Raw genomic sequence first — 18,967 nt, forward strand, 5'->3', positions numbered from 1 at the left:
GTGGCAGAATTAACTCCCATGATGAAACAATATATGGAAACAAAAAAAGAATACCCTGATTGTATTCTTTTTTACCGTTTAGGTGATTTTTATGAAATGTTCTTTGAAGATGCGATTACCGCTTCGAAAGAGCTGGAAATCACCCTAACAGGAAAGAGCTGCGGACTAGAAGAGCGGGCCCCTATGTGCGGTGTTCCTTATCACGCGGTGGATAGCTATTTAAGTCGTCTGGTAGCCAAAGGCTACAAGGTGGCAATCGGTGAGCAAGTAGAAGACCCCAAGGAAGCCAAAGGTCTAGTTAGGCGGGAAGTGGTCAGAATCGTTACTCCCGGTACCAACTTAGATACGGCGGCTCTTGATGAGACGAAGAACAATTATCTGTGTGCTATCGTTTACTTGACGGATCGTTTTGGTCTGGCTTTAGCAGACGTAACGACAGGTGAGTTTTTTGCAACGGAATTTGATAGTAGCGACAAGGCCTTGGATGAAATCTGTAAATACGCGCCTTCAGAAGTGATTTGCAACGAATCTTTACATATGAGTAGTATTTCCCAGGAAGAGCTGGAAAATCGCTGTGATGCTAGCGTTTCTACCTTAGATTCCTGGTATTTTAGCGAAAGCATCTGTACAAAGGTGTTGCTTGAAAAGTTCAAAGTAAGTACTGTGGATAGCTTGGGATTAGGAGAGTTTGCCTGTGCTAAAATCGCCTCTGGCGCCTTGCTTTCTTATCTCCAGGAGACCCAGAAAACGGATTTATCCCATATTACCGGAATTTCGGTCTATACGACAGGCAACTATATGATTCTTGATAATGCCACGAGGCGAAATCTTGAGTTGGTGGAAACACTAAGAGAAAAACAAAAAAGAGGAAGTCTTCTATGGGTGTTAGATAAGACGAAAACGGCTATGGGTGCCCGGCTTTTACGGAAATACATCGAAGAGCCACTCCTTTCTAAAGAACTGATTACGAAGCGCTTAGAAAGCGTCAAAGAACTAAAAAACCAAATGATTAACCGAGAAGAATTGCGAGAGTACCTAGGACCTATTTATGACCTTGAGCGGCTAATCGGTAAGGTAGTCTTTGGTAGTGCCAATCCCCGGGATTTACTGGCTTTTAAGAATTCTCTTTACATGCTACCTTTTATCAAAGGGTTATTGGGAGAGTTTTCGGCGCCGTTATTAGTAGAACTAGAAGACGAGCTAGATGATCTTAGAGACCTTCACGATTTACTGGCAAACGGTATTCAGGAAGAAGCGCCTCTTGCCATGAAAGAGGGCGGGATTATCAGGACAGGTTATAACGAGGAAGTCGACCGCTTAAGAGCAGCCAAAAGTGAAGGCAAGGAATGGTTAGCTAAACTAGAAGAAGAGGAACGAGAAAAGAGCGGAATTAAGAACCTCAAGATAAAATACAATAAGGTGTTTGGCTATTACCTAGAAGTAACCAATTCCTATAAGGGACAGGTCCCGGATTACTACACGAGAAAACAGACACTTGCTAATGCTGAGCGCTATATCACTCCTGAACTAAAAGAGCTAGAAGACACGATTTTAGGGGCCGAAGATAAGCTCTACGCTTTGGAATATGAGTTATTTCAGGAAATTCGCCGGACCATTGCCGATAATATTGTGCGGATTCAAAAAAGCGCGAAGGCGGTAGCTACGCTGGATGTTCTCTGTTCCCTAGCTTACGTGGCCGAAAAGAATAATTACGTGTGTCCGACGATTAATGAAAACGGAGAACTAGATATCAAGGACGGTCGTCATCCGGTAGTGGAAAAAATGATCCCGGGAGGCAGCTTTATTCCCAACGACACGTATCTCAACGATAAGAAGCAGCGGATTTCGGTAATTACCGGTCCAAATATGGCGGGTAAATCCACCTATATGCGACAAACGGCTCTGATTGTGCTGATGACCCAAATCGGTTCCTTCGTTCCCGCAAAAAGTGCCAAGATCGGTTTGGTAGACCGTATCTTTACTCGAGTCGGCGCTTCTGATGACTTGGCCTCAGGGCAGAGTACGTTTATGATTGAGATGACCGAGGTGGCTGGCATTTTACGCAATGCCACCAGTAAGAGCCTTCTCATTTTAGATGAAATCGGTCGTGGTACCAGTACCTTTGATGGTCTTAGTATCGCTTGGGCGGTGGTGGAGCATATTAGCGACAGCAAACTCCTTGGAGCAAAGACCCTCTTCGCCACCCATTACCACGAGTTAACGGAACTGGAGGGCAAAATCGAGAATGTGAATAATTACTGTATCGCCGTTAAGGAAAAAGGCGACGATATCGTCTTTCTGAGAAAAATAGTGAAGGGCGGTGCCGATAAAAGCTACGGTATTCAGGTGGCGAAGCTGGCTGGGGTACCCAGTAGTGTAATTGAACGGGCCAAGGTCATCGTTAACGAGCTAGACCAGGCGGACATAACCAATAAAATTAAGGATATTGAGGTAAATGCCGGTAGAAAGAGTCGGACGAAGAAACCCCTCTACGACGAGGTGGATCTAAGTCAGATGTCCCTTTTTGATACCGTAACCGATGATGATGTCCTAAAGGAGATTGAAGAGCTAGATACGGAGTCCTTAACGCCTCTAGAAGCTCTTAATATGCTCCATCGTTTCCAAAACAAGCTAAAAAACAGGTGGTAAGATGGCAAAGATAAATGTATTAGATCAAATAACAATCGATAAAATTGCCGCCGGTGAGGTGGTAGAGCGTCCTGCATCCATCGTTAAAGAGTTGGTAGAAAATGCCATTGATGCTGGGGCGACGACGATTACCGTAGAGATAACCGATGGCGGCATCAGTTCGATACGGGTCATCGATGATGGCGAGGGAATTGCCGAAGAGGATATCCGCAAAGCTTTTTTGCGCCATTCTACTAGTAAAATCAGCGATGCCGGAGATCTGACGACGATTGCGACCCTCGGCTTTCGCGGGGAAGCCTTATCGAGTATTGCTGCGATTTCCATGGTTCGCTTAACCACAAAGACCCATGATAGGGATTATGGCTCTTTATATGAAATAAACGGTGGCAGTGAAGCATCACTTAGTCAAGTAGGGGCACCGAATGGAACAACCTTTGAGATTCAGCAAATCTTTTACAATACGCCTGCTAGACGTAAGTTTTTAAAGACGCCGATTACCGAAGCCTCCCATATTAGCGACTTGTTGACAAGGCTGTCCCTTTCTCATCCGGAGATATCCTTTCAATTTATCAATAATAATCAAGTAAAGCTCCACACCACCGGAAGTGGTGATTTAAAGGACGTGATTTATCACCTCTATGGTAGGGAGGTGGCTAGTAATATTCGGGCGGTCACTTTTACCGGTAAGAACTTGCAGGTAACTGGTTACGTAGGGAATCCAAGTATTAATAGGGGAAACCGGAATTTTGAAAACTTCTTTGTAGGTGGTCGTTATATTAAGAGCAACTTGATTAGCAAGGCTATTGAAGACGCTTATAAAGAGTACACGATGCAGCACCGTTATCCCTTTGCCTGTCTTCTGTTAAGTTGCGATCCGGAGTTAGTGGATGTAAACGTGCATCCGACGAAAATGGAAGTCCGCTTTGCCAATACTCAGCAGGTGTATGAAGACGTCTATGAGGCTGTTCATCAAACTCTCAAAATAGAAGAGCATATTCCCCAAGTGGAAGCGCCTTTGCCAGTTAAAACCACCGCCGAGAATAGCGGTGAGTCAGTGCTGAATGCGGCACCGACGATTACTAGAGAAGCGCCACCAGCAAAAGAAGAGCGTGACCTTGAATATTACTTGGAGGAGATGAAGCGCCGGGTCAGTGCCTACCATGAGAAGACACAGGTAGCACCACCAATTCCTGAACGGGAGGAAGGGGTAGCACCTTCTTGGTCGATGCCTGAAGTCATCCGGGAAAAGCCGGAAGTAAACGAACAGCTTAATCTTTTTCAAGAGAAGTTTATTCAGCCAAAAGCAGCTAGCACCTATCAGTTTATCGGCCAGCTCTTTGAGACGTATTGGTTAATTCAGTATCAGGAAAGCCTTTATATTATCGATCAGCACGCGGCTCATGAGAAAGTTTTATATGAGAAAACGTTAAAAGAAATGAGAAATCGGGACTATACCACCCAGATGATCTCGCCGCCAATTGTACTGAACTTAAGTATGAAGGAGGCTCAGTTACTTCAGGAAAACCTAGATAGTTTTCTTAAAATCGGTTTTGAAATAGAAGCCTTTGGACCGGATAGCTATAAAGTGAGCGGCGTTCCCGGCAATTTGTTTTCCGTTGGGAAAAAGGACCTTTTACTCGAAATGCTAGATGAGCTTTCTGAGGAATTTAACAGACGCACAACCACTTCTCTGATTGATGAAAAGATTGCCAGTATATCTTGTAAAGCAGCAGTTAAAGGCAATATGCAGCTTAACGAGAAAGAGATGCGGGAACTGATTGATGAATTGTTGAAATTAGATAATCCTTATCATTGTCCTCACGGACGTCCGACGATTATCGCCATGACGAAGCGGGAAATAGAAAAGAAGTTTAAAAGGATAGTATGAGAAAAAAACCATTAGTAGTGCTTTCAGGGCCTACGGCTGTTGGAAAAACTGAATTATCGATTGCGTTAGCAAAGGCCATCGGTGGCAGTATAATAAGCGCCGATTCCATGCAGGTCTACCGCCAGATGGACATTGGCTCTGCCAAAATATCTGCGGCACAGATGGGGGGCGTTCCTCATTACCTAGTGGACGTTCTCGATCCCAGTGAAGACTTTAACGTGGCTCGCTTTAAAGAAATGGCAACGGAAGCCTTAGCGGAGATTTACGCCCAGGGCAAGGTACCAATTATTGTTGGCGGTACAGGCTTTTATATCCAAGCCCTTTTATACGATATCGACTTTACCCCAGAAGGTGAAGAGGCTTCTAAGGGAGAGGTTCGTAAAGAGTTAGAAAACCTTGCTATCAAAGAAGGGAATGACTCCCTACATAGGCGTCTCCAGGAGGTAGACCCTGAGTCGGCCGCGACCATTCATCCGAACAACGTGAAAAAGGTGATTCGGGCACTAGAGTACTGGGAGTTAAATCACGAAAAAATATCGGTGCACAATGACCGGGAACGCCAAAAAGAATCCCCTTATAATTATCGCTACTTTGTCCTAAATCTGCCCCGAGAGGTGCTGTATGAACGGATTGACCAGCGGGTAGAGCAGATGCTAAGCTCTGGTCTAGTCGAAGAAGTAAAAGGTTTAAGGGACAAAGGTTATCACAAAGGACAAGTATCTATGCAAGGATTAGGGTACAAAGAAATTCTTGCCTACTTAGATGGTGAAATTCCTCTTTCTCAGGCAGTGTACCTAATTAAGCGAGATACGCGGCACTTTGCTAAGCGTCAGCTTACTTGGTTCCGCCGGGAAAAAGAGGTGATTATGGTAGAAAAGGATGGGCAGGAGTTTGCCACCATACTAGAAAAGACAAAGGAAATTTTAGCATGAATAATCTATACGAAGAGATGAAAATAGACCCCGGTGTAGCAGCTTACTGTGAAGGTGTATTACCGGATTTGAAAGAGCGGTTTGCAAAAATCGATGAAATTGCGGAATACAATCAACTAAAAGTAATCAAGGCGATGCAGGATAATCGGGTCAATGCCGATTGTTTTCACTACGCCAGTGGCTACGGCTACGACGATGTAGGCCGAGATACGCTAGAAAAAGTCTACGCTAGCCTATTTAAGACAGAGGATGCCTTGGTCCGCCCGTTAATCGCCTGCGGAACCCATGCCCTAAGTACGGCACTTTTTGGCAACTTACGTCCCGGTGACGAACTTCTTTCGCCGGTGGGAAAGCCGTATGATACGTTAGCTTCGGTTATCGGTATCAAAGAAGCCAAGGGTTCTTTAGCAGAATACGGTATTTCTTATCGTCAAGTAGACTTAAAAGCGGATGGTAGCTTTGATTATGAAGGAATAAAAGCAGCGATTACAAAGAAGACGAAACTCGTTACCATTCAGCGTTCAAAAGGATATCAGACCAGACCCACGCTATCGGTGGCCAGGATTGGCGAGTTAATCGCATTTATTAAAGGTATTCGCGAGGATGTTATCTGCATGGTAGATAACTGTTACGGTGAATTTGTAGAGAAAACAGAGCCTAGCGAAGTGGGCGCAGATATGGTGGTGGGGTCGCTAATCAAAAACCCTGGTGGCGGTCTGGCACCTATCGGCGGTTATATCTGTGGTCGCGCCGACTGCGTGGAGAACGCGGCATATCGCCTAACGACGCCGGGTCTGGGAAAAGAAGTGGGTGCTTCCCTTGATGTGATGCGGAGCTTTTACCAAGGGCTATTCTTTGCCCCCACGGTGGTTGCCAGCGCCCTTAAAGGTGCTATTTTTGCGGCGAACATCTACGAAAAACTAGGCTTTTCGGTAGTTCCAAACGGCAGCGAGGAGCGCTACGATATTATTCAAGCGGTAACTTTAGAAAATAAAGAGCGAGTCATTGCTTTTTGTCGGGGAATTCAGGCCGCTGCTCCGGTGGATGCGTACGTAACCCCTGAGCCTTGGCCCATGCCTGGTTACGACTGCGATGTGATTATGGCGGCAGGCGCCTTTATTCAAGGGTCATCCATTGAACTAAGCGCCGACGGTCCGATTAAGGAGCCGTATAATGTCTATTTTCAAGGAGGACTGACCTGGGCTCACAGTAAGCTAGGGATTATCTCTTCCCTTGATCATCTGGTAAAAGCAGGACTCGTTACTCTTTAAAACATATCTCTTATGCTAGGAGGAAAACAGATGCGAATTGCCATTATTGGTGGTGGTGCGGCGGGACTTGCCGCCGCCATTAGCGCGAAAAGAGAAAATAGTAGTGCGCTAGTTACAGTTTACGAGAGGAAAGAAGATGTGGCCAAGAAAATCTTAGCCACCGGGAATGGAAGATGTAATTTTACCAACGAGGAAATCACATCTTCCTTTTACAATGGTGATGATCCCGCGTTTATCGAAACTTTTCTTGCTGCTAACGGTCGCGACGTTTTACTGGAGTTTATGGATTCTATAGGCGTGGTTCCCGTAGTAAAAGAGGGATACTATTACCCCCGCTCAGAACAAGCGGCGGCAATAAAAGACGCCCTTAAGCGGATGTGTCTTCATCTAGGTGTTACTCTTAAGAATAACAATTCTGTGAAGAGGATTCACAAAGAGGGCGCAGAATTTATCATTGACGCGGGAAAAGTTTTTCACGCTGACCGGGTAATTTTGGCTACTGGTGGGCAGGCGGCCCCGGTACTGGGTTCAGACGGAAGTGGCTATGGGCTGGCCACAGAAATGGGGCATCACGTGAGTTGCGTCACACCGGCGTTAGTCCCCCTTTTAACTAGTGGCAAGGTTCTGGCTAAAGCCAGCGGTGTCCGGACAAGGGCACGGGCTACCTGTCACATTGCCGGATGTGAGAACTATACTTCAGTGGGAGAGTTACAAATTACCGATAACGGTCTTTCTGGGATTATGATTTTTCAGTTAAGCCGGCACGTTAGCAAGGCTTTAGAAGCCAAGAAGCGCGCCATTATCGAACTGGATTTTCTTCCCGAATACCCTGATGAAGAAGTAATGATAAGATTTAAGGAACAAATCAAGCGCTTCCCCTATTTTTCGGTAGCGGGGATTTTCAATTCCTTATTGCCAGAAAAACTGATTCAAGCGCTTTTATCCCTAGCGGGAATTAAGAAAAGTCGTTTGGCAAATGAGCTAAGGGAGGAAGAAATCACTACCCTCTTGCGGACGGTAAAAGCTATGCCCGTAACCATTCGTGCCACCAAAGGCTTTGCCAGCGCTCAGGTCTGTGCCGGCGGTGTTCTGACAACGGAAGTAGACCCTCTAGAAATGAAATCAAAACGGGTGGACGGCTTATATATAGCCGGAGAGTTACTTGATGTGGATGGCCTTTGTGGTGGGTACAACCTCCATTTCGCCTTTACCAGTGGTATAATCGCGGGGCGAATGGCAGTGAGAAAGGATGAAACCATTGATTCGAATTACTAATTTAAAGGTAAGCTTAAAAGAGACCCGTTCGCTAAACGAGATTGCGGCTAGGGAACTAGGAGTAGTAGTAGAAGAAATCCTTTCCCTAGAGATTGTCAAGCGCTCCCTAGATGCTCGTAAAAAACCAGAGCTATTCTACGTCTATACTTTAGATGCCAGTTTAAAGGACGAAAGACGAGAGCGATTTAAAAAGGTAAAGAACCTAGTTTTTAATCCAGAACGCAAATGCTATGATATGGCGGTAACCGGCTGTGAGGAGCTAACCGATCGGCCAGTAATTATCGGCAGCGGACCGGCCGGCCTCTTTGCGGCCCTAGCGCTAGCCAAGGCCGGTTTTAAGCCTTGCATGTTGGAGCAGGGGAGCCGGGTGGACGAGCGCATAGAGCAAGTAGACAACTTCTGGCAAACGGGTGAATTAAACCCGTATTCCAACGTCCAATTTGGCGAAGGCGGTGCCGGGACTTTTTCCGATGGGAAGTTGAATACGTTAGTTAAGGACAAAACGGGAATGGGGCGCTTTGTCCTTGAGACCTTTGTCCGCTTTGGCGCGCCGCCAGCAATTCTTTATGAGCAAAAGCCCCATATCGGTACGGATATCCTAGTCACAGTTGTAAAGAATATGCGTGAGGAAATCAAACGCTTAGGCGCCGAAGTGCGCTTTGACACGAAGGTAACGGGCTTTATTCAGAAGGAGCAGTCCCTTACAGGACTAAAGCTACTTCATGTTAAGACGGGGAAAACGCAGACCCTTCCCTGTACCATTGCCGTTCTCGCCACTGGTCACAGTGCTCGTGAGACATTTTATACCTTAAAAGAGGAAGGGGTGAAGATGAGCCCTAAGGCTTTTGCCGTCGGATTAAGAATCGAACACCCACAGGAGTTAATTAATTTGTCTCAGTACGGCAGGGGTTATGAGCAGTATGCTCTGCCAGCGGCAAATTATAAACTGGCCACGACAGCTAAAAACGGCCGCGGCATCTATAGCTTCTGTATGTGTCCAGGCGGGTATGTGGTAAACGCCTCTTCGGAAGAGGGAAAAATTGCTGTAAACGGTATGAGCTACGCAGCTAGAGACGGGAAAAATGCCAATGGGGCCATTGTCGTGACCGTTACCCCAGAAGACTTCCCCGGTAATGATGTCTTAGCCGGTGTAGAATATCAGCGTCAACTTGAAGCCAAGGCTTTTTCTCTCGGAAAGGGTAGCGTACCAATTCAAACTTATGAAAATTTTAAGAATAATCAAATGAATGGCGAGTCTATAGGCTTTCTTCCGCAAATTAAAGGTGCCTATAAAGAGGCCCCTCTCCATGAACTTTTTTCCAAGGAGATAAAAGAGACGCTAACGGAAGGGATAGAAGCCTTTGGCCGTAAAATAAAAGGGTTTGACGACCCTAGAGCCATCCTCTCAGGAGTAGAAAGCCGGACGTCTTCGCCGGTGCGAATCGAGCGAAATGAAGAGGGTATCTCGAACTTAGCAGGGCTTTATCCCTGCGGAGAAGGGGCAGGATACGCCGGTGGCATCACCTCGGCCGGAATGGATGGCCTGCGGGTAGCCAGCTTTATTGCAAGCCGTTACCGAATATGATAAAATAGAAACTTGAATTAGTACGAATTCAAATTATGAAATGAAAGAAAATAATCGAATGAGAGAGTTGGCTACCCCTGAACGGCCTTATGAAAAGTTTCACCAATACGGTGGAGAAGCCCTAAGTGATCGGGAACTTTTAGCCATTATTCTAAGAAGCGGCACCAAGGGAGAGAATGCCCTAGAATTAGCCGGGCGTATTCTATACGGTCAGGGGCGGACAGGTCTTCTAGACCTGCATGGCTATTCATATGAAAAGCTCCTTAAAATAAAAGGGATTGGCAGTGTGAAAGCCATCCAAATTCTGTGCCTAATTGAGCTTGGCAAACGACTCTCGAAAGCGCGCACAAAGATACCTTTGTGCTTTAATGAACCCCGAACAGTTGCTGCCCATTACATGGAAGATTTGCGGCATCAGTCTCGGGAAATTTTAAAGTTATTGATGCTTAATACCAAAGCCGCGTTAATTGCCGAAAAGGATATTTCTGTCGGTACCGTTAACGCTGGTCTCGTCTCACCGAGAGAGATTTTTCTTGAAGCTCTCGGAGCTGGGGCGGTGAGCATTATTTTACTTCACAACCATCCTAGCGGAGACCCGACTCCTAGTCGCGAGGACATTAAGGTAACCCGACGAGTACAGGAAGCCGGTACGCTCCTAGGAATCGAATTACTAGATCATATTATCATTGGTGATTGTCGCTATGTAAGCTTTAGGCAAGAGGAGAAACTGTAACTATGTCAAAAAACGTATTTGGTCTTGATCTTGGTTCCACCGAGATTAAGATTTACGATAAAAAAAGTGATAAAATTTGGAGTGAGAAAACCGTGCTGGCGATTGAAGATAAACGGACAGTAATCGCCATGGGCAAAGAGGCTGATGATATGTACGGACGGGTTCCTGATGCGATTGAGGTCGTCTATCCGATGAAAGAGGGTGCGATTTCTCGCTTTGATAACCTGCAGTTTCTGCTGGCGACCTTATTAAAGCGTTCCTCGTCCTATGCAAAGGGAGCGGAATACGTAGTGGCGGTGCCTACTGATGTGACAGAGGTAGAAAAGAAAGCCTTTTTCGATCTGGTTATCCACTCCAATGCTAAGGCGGGCGAGGTAAATATTGTGGAGCGGGCCATTGCAGATGGGGTAAGTCTTAATCTGGATGTGGCGAAGACGAAGGGGTTAATGATGGTAAATCTAGGCGGGGAGACCACCGAGATTTCGGTAATCGCCGAAGGAGGCATTGTTCTTGATCGTTTAATTAAGGTCGGCGGTTCCCATCTAGATCAGGGGATTATCAATTTAATTAAGCGTTCACAGGATTTTTTAATTAGTAAAAAAGCCGCAGAAAACCTCCGAAAGAACTTTAACGTTTTTACCGATGATAGCGGTCTTGGCACCATGGTGGCAGGCCGGGATCTGATTACGGGCTTACCAATGCAAAAGAACATTACGGTAAATGTGGTGCGAGCGTCCGTGAAAGAGTCTTTAGCGGAGGTCCTAGAAGGCATCTATACCATTCTTGATAGAACGCCGCCTGAGGTGCGAAAATCGATTATTAAGACCGGGATTATCTTAACCGGTGGCGTGGCGGAAACGGTGGGTATCGACCGCTATATTGGTCGCACGATTAACTTACGGACCCGGTGTGCTCCGAAACCAGCTCTTAGCGTGGTAAAAGGACTTAAGAAAATTATTAATTCCGAAGAACTAAAGACATTGGCGTATTCGATGATTGATGAAGGCTACAGGTGGATGAGATAAATGGAAAAGAAGAACAGACATCGAGTAAAAAGTAAATACTGGCTCTTGATTTTGATACTGGTGTCCCTCCTGATTATCACGGTGGACAGCGTCACCGGCGGTAAGACGCCGCTGCGTTACTTAACTGCCTATACGGTCCTTCCCTTTCAAGAAGGGGTCAGCAAAATTGGGAAATGGACGTCGGACTTAAAGGATAACTTCCAAACGTTAGAGGAACTTCAGAAAAAAAATCAACATTTAGAAGCGCAAGTGGAGGAGTTAAAGAACGAAAATACCACTTTGCGTCAAGACACCTTTGAACTAGAACGGTTGCGGGAGCTTTTTAAGCTTGATGATAACTATTTGGATTACGAGAAGGTAGGTGCTAGGGTTATCGCCAATAACTCCTCAAATTGGTACGCGGACTTTACTATCGATAAGGGCTCAAATGACGGCATAAAGGTCAATGCCAACGTCTTAGCCGGTCAAGGACTGGTGGGGATTGTTACGGAAGTAACGCCAAATACGGCTCGAGTGGAGACGATTATCGCTAATAATATGAATATTAGCGGCATGGTGCTAACTACTTCCGATACGTGTGTGATTCGGGGAGACTTGCAGGATATCGCCAGTGGCAAAATTCGCTTTGAGAAACTAGCGAATAACGATAACGAAGTCAAGATTGGCGATGAAGTGGTAACTTCTCATATTAGCCCTTACTTTGTTCAGGGGCTGTTAATCGGTAAGATATCGGAAATTGAGGTCGATGCCAATAACTTGACCAGATCTGGCTATATTACACCGGTGGCAGATTTTAGTACTCTCTACGAGGTGCTAGTGATTACCGAGACAAAAGAGGATTTAGTAGGAAGCAAGGAGAGCGAATGAAGAAGCGATTCAATGTAAAAAGAATACTGATTACTGGTCTTATCGTTTTTGTCTGCTATATTTTGCAAACATGTCTTTTTCCTCATTTAACGTTTGCCCGGATCAAACCGAATCTTTTGGTAATCTTGGTGTCAGCCTATGGATTTATGGGGGGCAAAAGAACGGGGATGTTGGTGGGTTTTTTCGCCGGTTTTTTGCTAGATAATACCTTTGGTACGGTAGCCGGTTTTCATATGATTTTTTATACTTTACTAGGATACATTAATGGCATCTTTAGTCGAATTTTCTTCGACGACGATATTAAATTGCCGATAATCTTAATTTCCCTTAGTGATTTAGCCTACGGTCTAGTTTTTTATTTTATCGCTTTTATGCTAGCCGGAGATTTTCGCTTTGGGTATTATTTACTGCGGATTATCTTACCAGAAACAATCTATACGATGGTGATTGCCATTGTTTTATACCCGATTATTCTTTATATTAGTCACCGTCTTGCCAGTGCCGAACAAAGGAGTGCTAGTCGATTTGTTTAAACGAATATTTACAAATGCTAAAAACCGTCTTCAAGGGATTGTTGCTAACCGTCTCTTAGTTGCTATTTTTATAATTATTGTCCTATTTGTCATTCTGATAGGACGTCTTTTTGTGCTACAAATCGTGAATGGTCAGGAATACTTGGACGGGTTTACCATGCAGATTCAAAAGACTAAAAATACGGGGGGGACACGGGGGAATATATACGACCGCAATGGAAAGATCATCGCCTATAACGAATTGGCCTATTCAGTAACTATTGAAGATAACGGCGAATACGATAGCCTAGTTGATTTCAACAAGGAACTAAACGCGACCATTCAAACGACGATGGAAATCGTGGAGCGAAACGGCGACGTGGTCATTAATAACTTTGGCATCATCTTAGATGCTGCCAACAACTATAAATTTGTGGCTACTAATGATACGCAACTGTTACGGTTTATCGCCGATGTCTATGGAAAGACGTATATTGAAGACCTCTCCGAGGAACAGCAAAACAGTACTGCTGATGATATCATGAAGTATCTTTGTACGAATGAACAGTACGGATATGGCATCAATATGAAAAAAATGGACAAGGCTCAGGTCTTGAAGCTGGTAAACGTCCGCTACGCCATTTCCCTTAACAGTTTCCAGAAATATATCGAAACCACCATCGCTGAAGACGTTTCTAAGGAGACGGTGGCAGAAATCATGGAAAATATGAGCCATCTACAAGGGGTAGATATTAAGGAAGAATCCCTAAGGCGCTATAATGAGCCGTACGCTTTTGCCTCGGTGATTGGTTATACCGGTGGTATCTCCCAAGAGGAGTATAACGAGATGGAAAAGGACGAGCAAAAGCGCTACTTTCTAACGGACGAGATTGGCAAGTCCGGCTTAGAAGCCGAGCTGGAAACGTATTTAAAGGGCGAATCGGGAAGTGTTAAGCTTTTTGTAGATAATGAAGGTAAGATTGTCGAAACCGCCGAGACTAAGGAAGCCAAGGCCGGTAATGACGTTCACTTAACGCTAGATCTGGACTTACAGGTGGCAGCCTATAATGTTTTGGAGCAAGAAGTGGCGGGAGTACTGCTATCTAGGCTGCGAAATATTCTTGACTACGACCGGGAGAGTGTGGAAGATGCTTCCGAGCTTATCGTGCCTATCGGTGATGCCTACGACGCTTTAGTGTCTAACGACGTTCTTAGCATCCGCCATATGACAGAAGAGGGGGCGGGAGCAACAGAAGTAGAAGTGAATGGCATTTTTGAGGGCAAAAAAGCCGAAGTTTTAGGAGCGATAGAAGCTCTGTTAAGGGATCCTGGGGCGGCTAGTTACGAGGGCTCTAGTGAAGAGGTAAAGGCGTATCTAAATCATATTACCGACACGGTCTTAACCTCTAGGTATCAGATACTGGTAAGTTCCGCAATTGACCGCAACGACGAGGTTTATAAACAGTGGCACGACGAGGGGAGCGTCAATATCTATACGTATTTAAATCACGCCATCGGCAAAAACTGGATTGACGCTTCGAAGATACAGGCCGAAGAGAGCACCAACAAGTATTCTGACTCTAGCGAACTATACAACAGTCTAGTGGATTATATAATTCAGGCGATCGATAATGACAATACCCTTAATAAGCTAGTTTATCGCTATTTAATAAAGAGCGGAGCCGTAACGGGACGTCAGCTTTGTATGATTCTTTACGAGCAAAATGTGCTGCCTTTTGATCAGGATCAGTACAACCGCTTAGCGGATTCTTCTCTTGGTGCTTATGATTTCTTACGGGGCAAAATAGAAACTCTAAGCATTACGCCGGGACAATTAGCCCTAGAGCCTTGTACCGGTTCCCTAATCTTAACGGAAAACAAGACGGGGAACGTACTGGCCTGTGTCTCCTATCCAGGTTATGATAACAATCGCTTGGCCAATACTATGGACTCCAATTATTACAATAAGCTAGTTCAGGATCAAAGTACGCCATTTTATAATAAAGTTACGCAAGAAGCGACGGCTCCTGGTTCTACATATAAGCCGGTAACGGCGATTGCGGCCTTAACAGAAGGGGTTGTGGATACCAGTACGATTGTCAACTGTACGGGAACGTATGAAAAAGTAAACCCTAATCCCAAATGCTGGATTTATCCTGGGGCACACGGTGCTCTTAATGTAACGGGAGCGATTGCCCATTCGTGTAATATTTTCTTTTATGAGGCCGGTTACCAGATGAGCCTAGAGCCTAGCGAGACAGGCGAGGAACAATATTCTTCCTCTTTAGGAACGGATACCTTGAAGAAATACGCCACCCAGTTTGGTCTAGATGAAGTCTCCGGGTTGGAGCTACCAGAGAGTGAACCGAAGATTTCCGATGAAGCCTCTGTACCTTCAGCGATTGGTCAAGGAACGAATAACTTTACCACTAGCCAGCTAGTAAAGTATATCGGTGGCGTGGCCAATCGCGGAGTGGTTAAGGACTTGACTCTTTTAAATAATGTGACTGATACCGATAAGAATGTAGTTAAAGAATTTGACGACAAAGAGGAGACTGTCGTAGAAGGCGTGGCCGATTCATCTTGGGATAGCGTTCATCAGGGAATGGAGCAAGTAATTCCCCAAAACTTTATTGCACCTTTTGCTTCCCTTACTAGCAACGGCATTACCGTAGCAGGAAAATCCGGTACAGCTCAGCAAAGCAAGACCAGTGCTGACCACGCTCTTTTTGTGGGATTTGCCCCGGCAGCTGACCCAGAAGTATCATTTGCTATTCGGATTACCAACGGGTATTCTTCCACGTATGCAGCCGAAGTGGCGGGAGATATGTTGAGTATCTATTATAATACAAAACCACGGGAGGAAGTCATTACCGGAGCCGCAAAGAGCGTTTCTGTAGACTCTACGCATAACGACTAAAGGAGAAAATTATTGAAACAGGTGATATCATTTCTATCGGGAAGCGGTGGTGTAGGCAAATCGGGCATCGCCCTTAATCTTGGCGGCATCTATGCTCGTCAGGGAAAGAAAGTTTTACTGATCGATTTAAATATGGGGCTACGTACCCTGGACTTACTAATGGGTGACGAAGTGTTAGCTACCACTAATATTATGGATGTTTTATCCGGGAAAATAAAGTTACTAGAGGCGGCTATTCCACATCAGGACTGTGAGGATTTACAGCTGCTTTCTGCCTCTTGGACTAAGGATGCTAGTTGCATCGAGGATGAAGCTTTTAAGGAATTAATAAAAGAAGCGAGAGAGCACTATGACTATATCTTTCTCGATTTGCCGGTAGGAAGTATGACTCTGTTAAAGATGGCGATAAACGCAAGCGACTTTTCGCTTATTGTCAGCACGATAACCCAGACGGGAATTCGTAATGCTGATAAAATCTACAGCATCTTTCGAGAGCACAGAATCCAAGAAGTGGGAATTATCTTTAATATGGTTCGTCAGGATTTAATTAAAAGGGGCGTCTATCCTTCACTTGAGGAAGTGAGCGAGCGTTTCCCCATTAACGTCTGGGGCATCATCCCTTTTGAAGATACTTTAAATATCGCTATGGAACAAGGAACGCTAATTCGCGCCGATAGTAAGAAAATGTCAGCACGAGCTTTAAAAAATATTAGTCGACGTCTGGAAGGCGAAGAGATTCCTTTTATCAACCTAAACAAAAACAGCCTATTATTCTTAAAATGGTAGTGGAGAATTTATGAAATCTTTAAAGAAAACCTTTCGTAGACTGACAAAAGCCTATGATTTTCGTAATTATAATTTTATACTTATCATTTGCGTTCTTATCCTGTCGGCAATTGGAATAATGGCAGTTGGAAGTGCAAGGCCAAGCCTTCAGCTACGCCAATTAGTGGGGGTGTGCTTAGGCGTAGTAGGAATGACGATTATGTCCCTTATCAGCTATAAATGGATTACCAAATTCTATTGGATAATCTACGGGGTCACTAATGTCGCCTTGGTTCTCGTTCTACTTTTTGGAAATGTGGTAAATGGGGCTAGGCGCTGGATCGATGTGGGACCAATTACCATTCAACCGTCAGAGCTAGCTAAACTTTTTCTGATTATCTTTGTTTCTACGTACATCACCAAGTACCGTGAGCGCCTAAATACATGGCCGGTTCTTGGGGGCTTGGGAATCTTGATTTTAGTTCCTGCGTTTTTGATTTATAAGGAACCTTCCATGTCCAGTACGATTACGGTGCTTCTGATTGTGATGGCAATCGTCTTTGTTGGTGGCCTTAGCTATAAAATCATCGGTGGAGCCTTCCTGGTGATTATTCCGCTAGCGGTGATATTTCTCAGCATTGTGGTAAGGGAAGATCAGAAGCTTATCGAACCTTATCAGCGCAATCGCATTATGGCTTTTTTTGAACCGGAGGAGTATGCTACGGATACAGCCTATCAACAAAACAATTCCGTGATTGCTATTGGTTCGGGACAACTTACCGGCAAAGGTTTAAATAGCAATACTACTGCCTCGGTAAAAAATGGTAATTTTATTGCCGAGCCACAGACGGACTTTATCTTTGCTATTATCGGTGAAGAATTAGGTTTTGTCGGTTGTATGCTGATTATTGCCTTAGTAATAATATGTGTGATACAATGTATAAGAATAGGATTAAAAAGCCCTGACTTTACCGGCAAGTTAATCTGTGCCGGCGTGGGCGCTTGGATAGGTCTTCAAAGTTTTATCAACATTGGGGTAGCCACACAAGTACTTCCGAATACCGGAGTACCACTTCCTTTTGTCAGCTATGGCTTAAGCTCGGTGGTTAGTTTATTTGCCGGCGTAGGAATGGTACTGAATGTTGGTCTACAAGTAGGCAACTATAGCAAGAGAGGATTGGTACTCAAGAAATGAATATAGGATTAATCGCACACGATTCAAAAAAATCACTGATGCAGAATTTCTGCATTGCTTATCGCGGAATACTTAGCAAACATAATTTATTCGCCACGGATACCACTGGGCGTTTAGTGGAGGATGTAACAAATCTCTCCATTCACAAATACTTAGCCGGACCGCTAGGGGGAAAACAACAGTTAGGCGCTCAGATTGCCCAAAATGGCATTGATGCCTTAATATTTTTAAGAGAGCCGACAAACCCGAAGCCTCACGAGCCAGAGGTAAATGATGTTATCAAGCTTTGTGACTTGTATAATATTCCCATGGCCACTAATTTGGCGACGGCAGAACTGATTATCTTAGCAATTGATAGAGGAGATTTGGATTGGCGTGAAATCTATAAATAAAGTCTATGTATTTTGCATAGCCTTGATACTCTTGCTTTCTGGCTGTCAGAAAGAGGAGAGCATCAGTACCAGCGAGGTTATCCACGCATATGAACAAGCTACGTTTACGAAAGCCCAGCTTACTTATGAGTTTAAGTATAGCCCGGGCTTATGCGTTGCCCCTACAGATGTGAACTTGACCGGTGTAAATCCCGTCAGTCCTTTAAGTGGCAGCGCTCTCTTTGATTTAGACGGAGAAACAGTCCTTTACGGACAAAATTTATTTCAAATGGTTTATCCTGCTAGTATTACCAAGATAATGACGGCCCTTGTGGCCATCGAAAACGGCAATCTCGACGAGATGGTGACCATCACCCCGGAAGCCTTAGATATTCCTAGCTACTCCTCCGTCTGTAACCTTCAGGTAGGGGATGTTATCAGTTTGCGCGATCTGCTTAGCGGCATGTTAATCAGTTCGGGAAACGATGCGGCCAATGCGATTGCACTTCACGTAGGGGGGACCATTGAAAATTTTATTCAGATGATGAATGATAAGGCCGCTTCTTTGATGGCCACTAGTACCCATTACGTCAATGCTCACGGTCTTCATGACCCTAATCACTATACCACCCCCTATGATTTATACTTAATCTTTAATGCGTGTCTGGCTTCACCGGATTTTTGTCAGATTATCGAGCAGCGAAGCTACAAGCCTACGATTGAGAACGTAAATAGCGGAAGCCGCGAGGAAGAGTGGGAATCCACGATTTACTATTTAAACGGGAATGTGGAAGAGCCCCAAGGAGTCCATATTTTAGGCGGTAAGACTGGCACTACCGATGAAGCCGGAAACTGTCTTTTGGTTTATGGCACCGTAGAAGACAAGCCTTATATTTGCCTAGTCTTAGGGGCTGGCGATAAAAGTCTGGTCTATGAGAATATGAACGGTATGTTTGCCACCGTTCCTAGAGGTTAGTTT

General features: G+C 44.9%; 15 protein-coding genes. All 15 read left to right on the forward strand.

Annotated features, from left to right (window positions below):
* From mutS to NHH16_RS03015, 15 genes are read left to right on the forward strand one after another with little or no spacing between them, the layout of a single operon-like run.
* A complete protein-coding gene (mutS, locus tag NHH16_RS02945; RefSeq protein WP_330643435.1) occupies positions 1-2,649 on the forward strand; it encodes a DNA mismatch repair protein MutS in 2,649 nt (882 codons plus the stop codon).
* A 1-nt stretch (position 2,650) separates the two neighbouring features.
* Positions 2,651-4,537, forward strand: coding sequence for a DNA mismatch repair endonuclease MutL (gene mutL / locus NHH16_RS02950; RefSeq protein WP_262068106.1), 1,887 nt, complete (start codon positions 2,651-2,653; stop codon positions 4,535-4,537).
* Entirely contained in the window at positions 4,534-5,469 is a 936-nt protein-coding gene (gene miaA, locus NHH16_RS02955) for a tRNA (adenosine(37)-N6)-dimethylallyltransferase MiaA (protein ID WP_262068107.1), read from the forward strand. The genes mutL and miaA overlap by 4 nt, the downstream gene beginning before the upstream one ends.
* A gap of 17 nt (positions 5,470-5,486) precedes the next feature.
* Positions 5,487-6,740 carry a methionine gamma-lyase family protein gene (locus tag NHH16_RS02960; protein WP_262068224.1) on the forward strand — a complete coding sequence of 418 codons (1,254 nt, stop codon included), beginning with the start codon at positions 5,487-5,489 and terminating at the stop codon, positions 6,738-6,740.
* A gap of 30 nt (positions 6,741-6,770) precedes the next feature.
* Positions 6,771-8,015: a BaiN/RdsA family NAD(P)/FAD-dependent oxidoreductase gene (locus tag NHH16_RS02965; RefSeq protein WP_262068108.1), complete on the forward strand. Its 1,245-nt coding sequence runs from the start codon at positions 6,771-6,773 to the stop codon at positions 8,013-8,015.
* Positions 7,999-9,600 (forward strand): NAD(P)/FAD-dependent oxidoreductase, encoded by a 1,602-nt coding sequence (locus NHH16_RS02970; RefSeq protein WP_330643437.1) that lies wholly within the window; start codon positions 7,999-8,001, stop codon positions 9,598-9,600. Before NHH16_RS02965 ends, NHH16_RS02970 begins: the two co-directional genes overlap by 17 nt.
* Positions 9,601-9,640: 40 nt before the next feature.
* Entirely contained in the window at positions 9,641-10,333 is a 693-nt protein-coding gene (gene radC / locus NHH16_RS02975) for a RadC family protein (RefSeq protein WP_416389383.1), read from the forward strand.
* A gap of 2 nt (positions 10,334-10,335) precedes the next feature.
* The gene (locus NHH16_RS02980; protein WP_262068111.1) at positions 10,336-11,358 is read left to right on the forward strand and encodes a rod shape-determining protein; all 1,023 of its coding nucleotides are present in this window, start codon (positions 10,336-10,338) and stop codon (positions 11,356-11,358) included.
* Complete coding sequence (gene mreC / locus NHH16_RS02985; RefSeq protein ID WP_262068112.1) at positions 11,359-12,225, forward strand: rod shape-determining protein MreC; 867 nt, start codon at positions 11,359-11,361, stop codon at positions 12,223-12,225.
* The gene (gene mreD, locus NHH16_RS02990) at positions 12,222-12,758 is read left to right on the forward strand and encodes a rod shape-determining protein MreD (RefSeq protein WP_262068113.1); all 537 of its coding nucleotides are present in this window, start codon (positions 12,222-12,224) and stop codon (positions 12,756-12,758) included. Before mreC ends, mreD begins: the two co-directional genes overlap by 4 nt.
* Entirely contained in the window at positions 12,751-15,657 is a 2,907-nt protein-coding gene (locus NHH16_RS02995) for a penicillin-binding transpeptidase domain-containing protein (RefSeq protein WP_262068114.1), read from the forward strand. Before mreD ends, NHH16_RS02995 begins: the two co-directional genes overlap by 8 nt.
* A gap of 21 nt (positions 15,658-15,678) precedes the next feature.
* On the forward strand, positions 15,679-16,443 hold the full coding sequence (locus NHH16_RS03000; RefSeq protein WP_262068225.1) for a nucleotide-binding protein: 765 nt from the start codon (positions 15,679-15,681) through the stop codon (positions 16,441-16,443).
* 10 nt (positions 16,444-16,453) lie between these two features.
* Entirely contained in the window at positions 16,454-17,617 is a 1,164-nt protein-coding gene (locus tag NHH16_RS03005; RefSeq protein WP_262068115.1) for an FtsW/RodA/SpoVE family cell cycle protein, read from the forward strand.
* Entirely contained in the window at positions 17,614-18,009 is a 396-nt protein-coding gene (gene mgsA, locus NHH16_RS03010) for a methylglyoxal synthase (protein ID WP_262068116.1), read from the forward strand. Before NHH16_RS03005 ends, mgsA begins: the two co-directional genes overlap by 4 nt.
* On the forward strand, positions 17,993-18,964 hold the full coding sequence (locus NHH16_RS03015; RefSeq protein WP_262068117.1) for a D-alanyl-D-alanine carboxypeptidase family protein: 972 nt from the start codon (positions 17,993-17,995) through the stop codon (positions 18,962-18,964). The genes mgsA and NHH16_RS03015 overlap by 17 nt, the downstream gene beginning before the upstream one ends.
* The last annotated feature ends 3 nt before the right edge of the window (positions 18,965-18,967 follow it).

Source organism: Ohessyouella blattaphilus (assembly GCF_024721265.1).
GTDB lineage: Bacteria > Bacillota > Clostridia > Lachnospirales > Lachnospiraceae > Aequitasia > Aequitasia blattaphilus_A.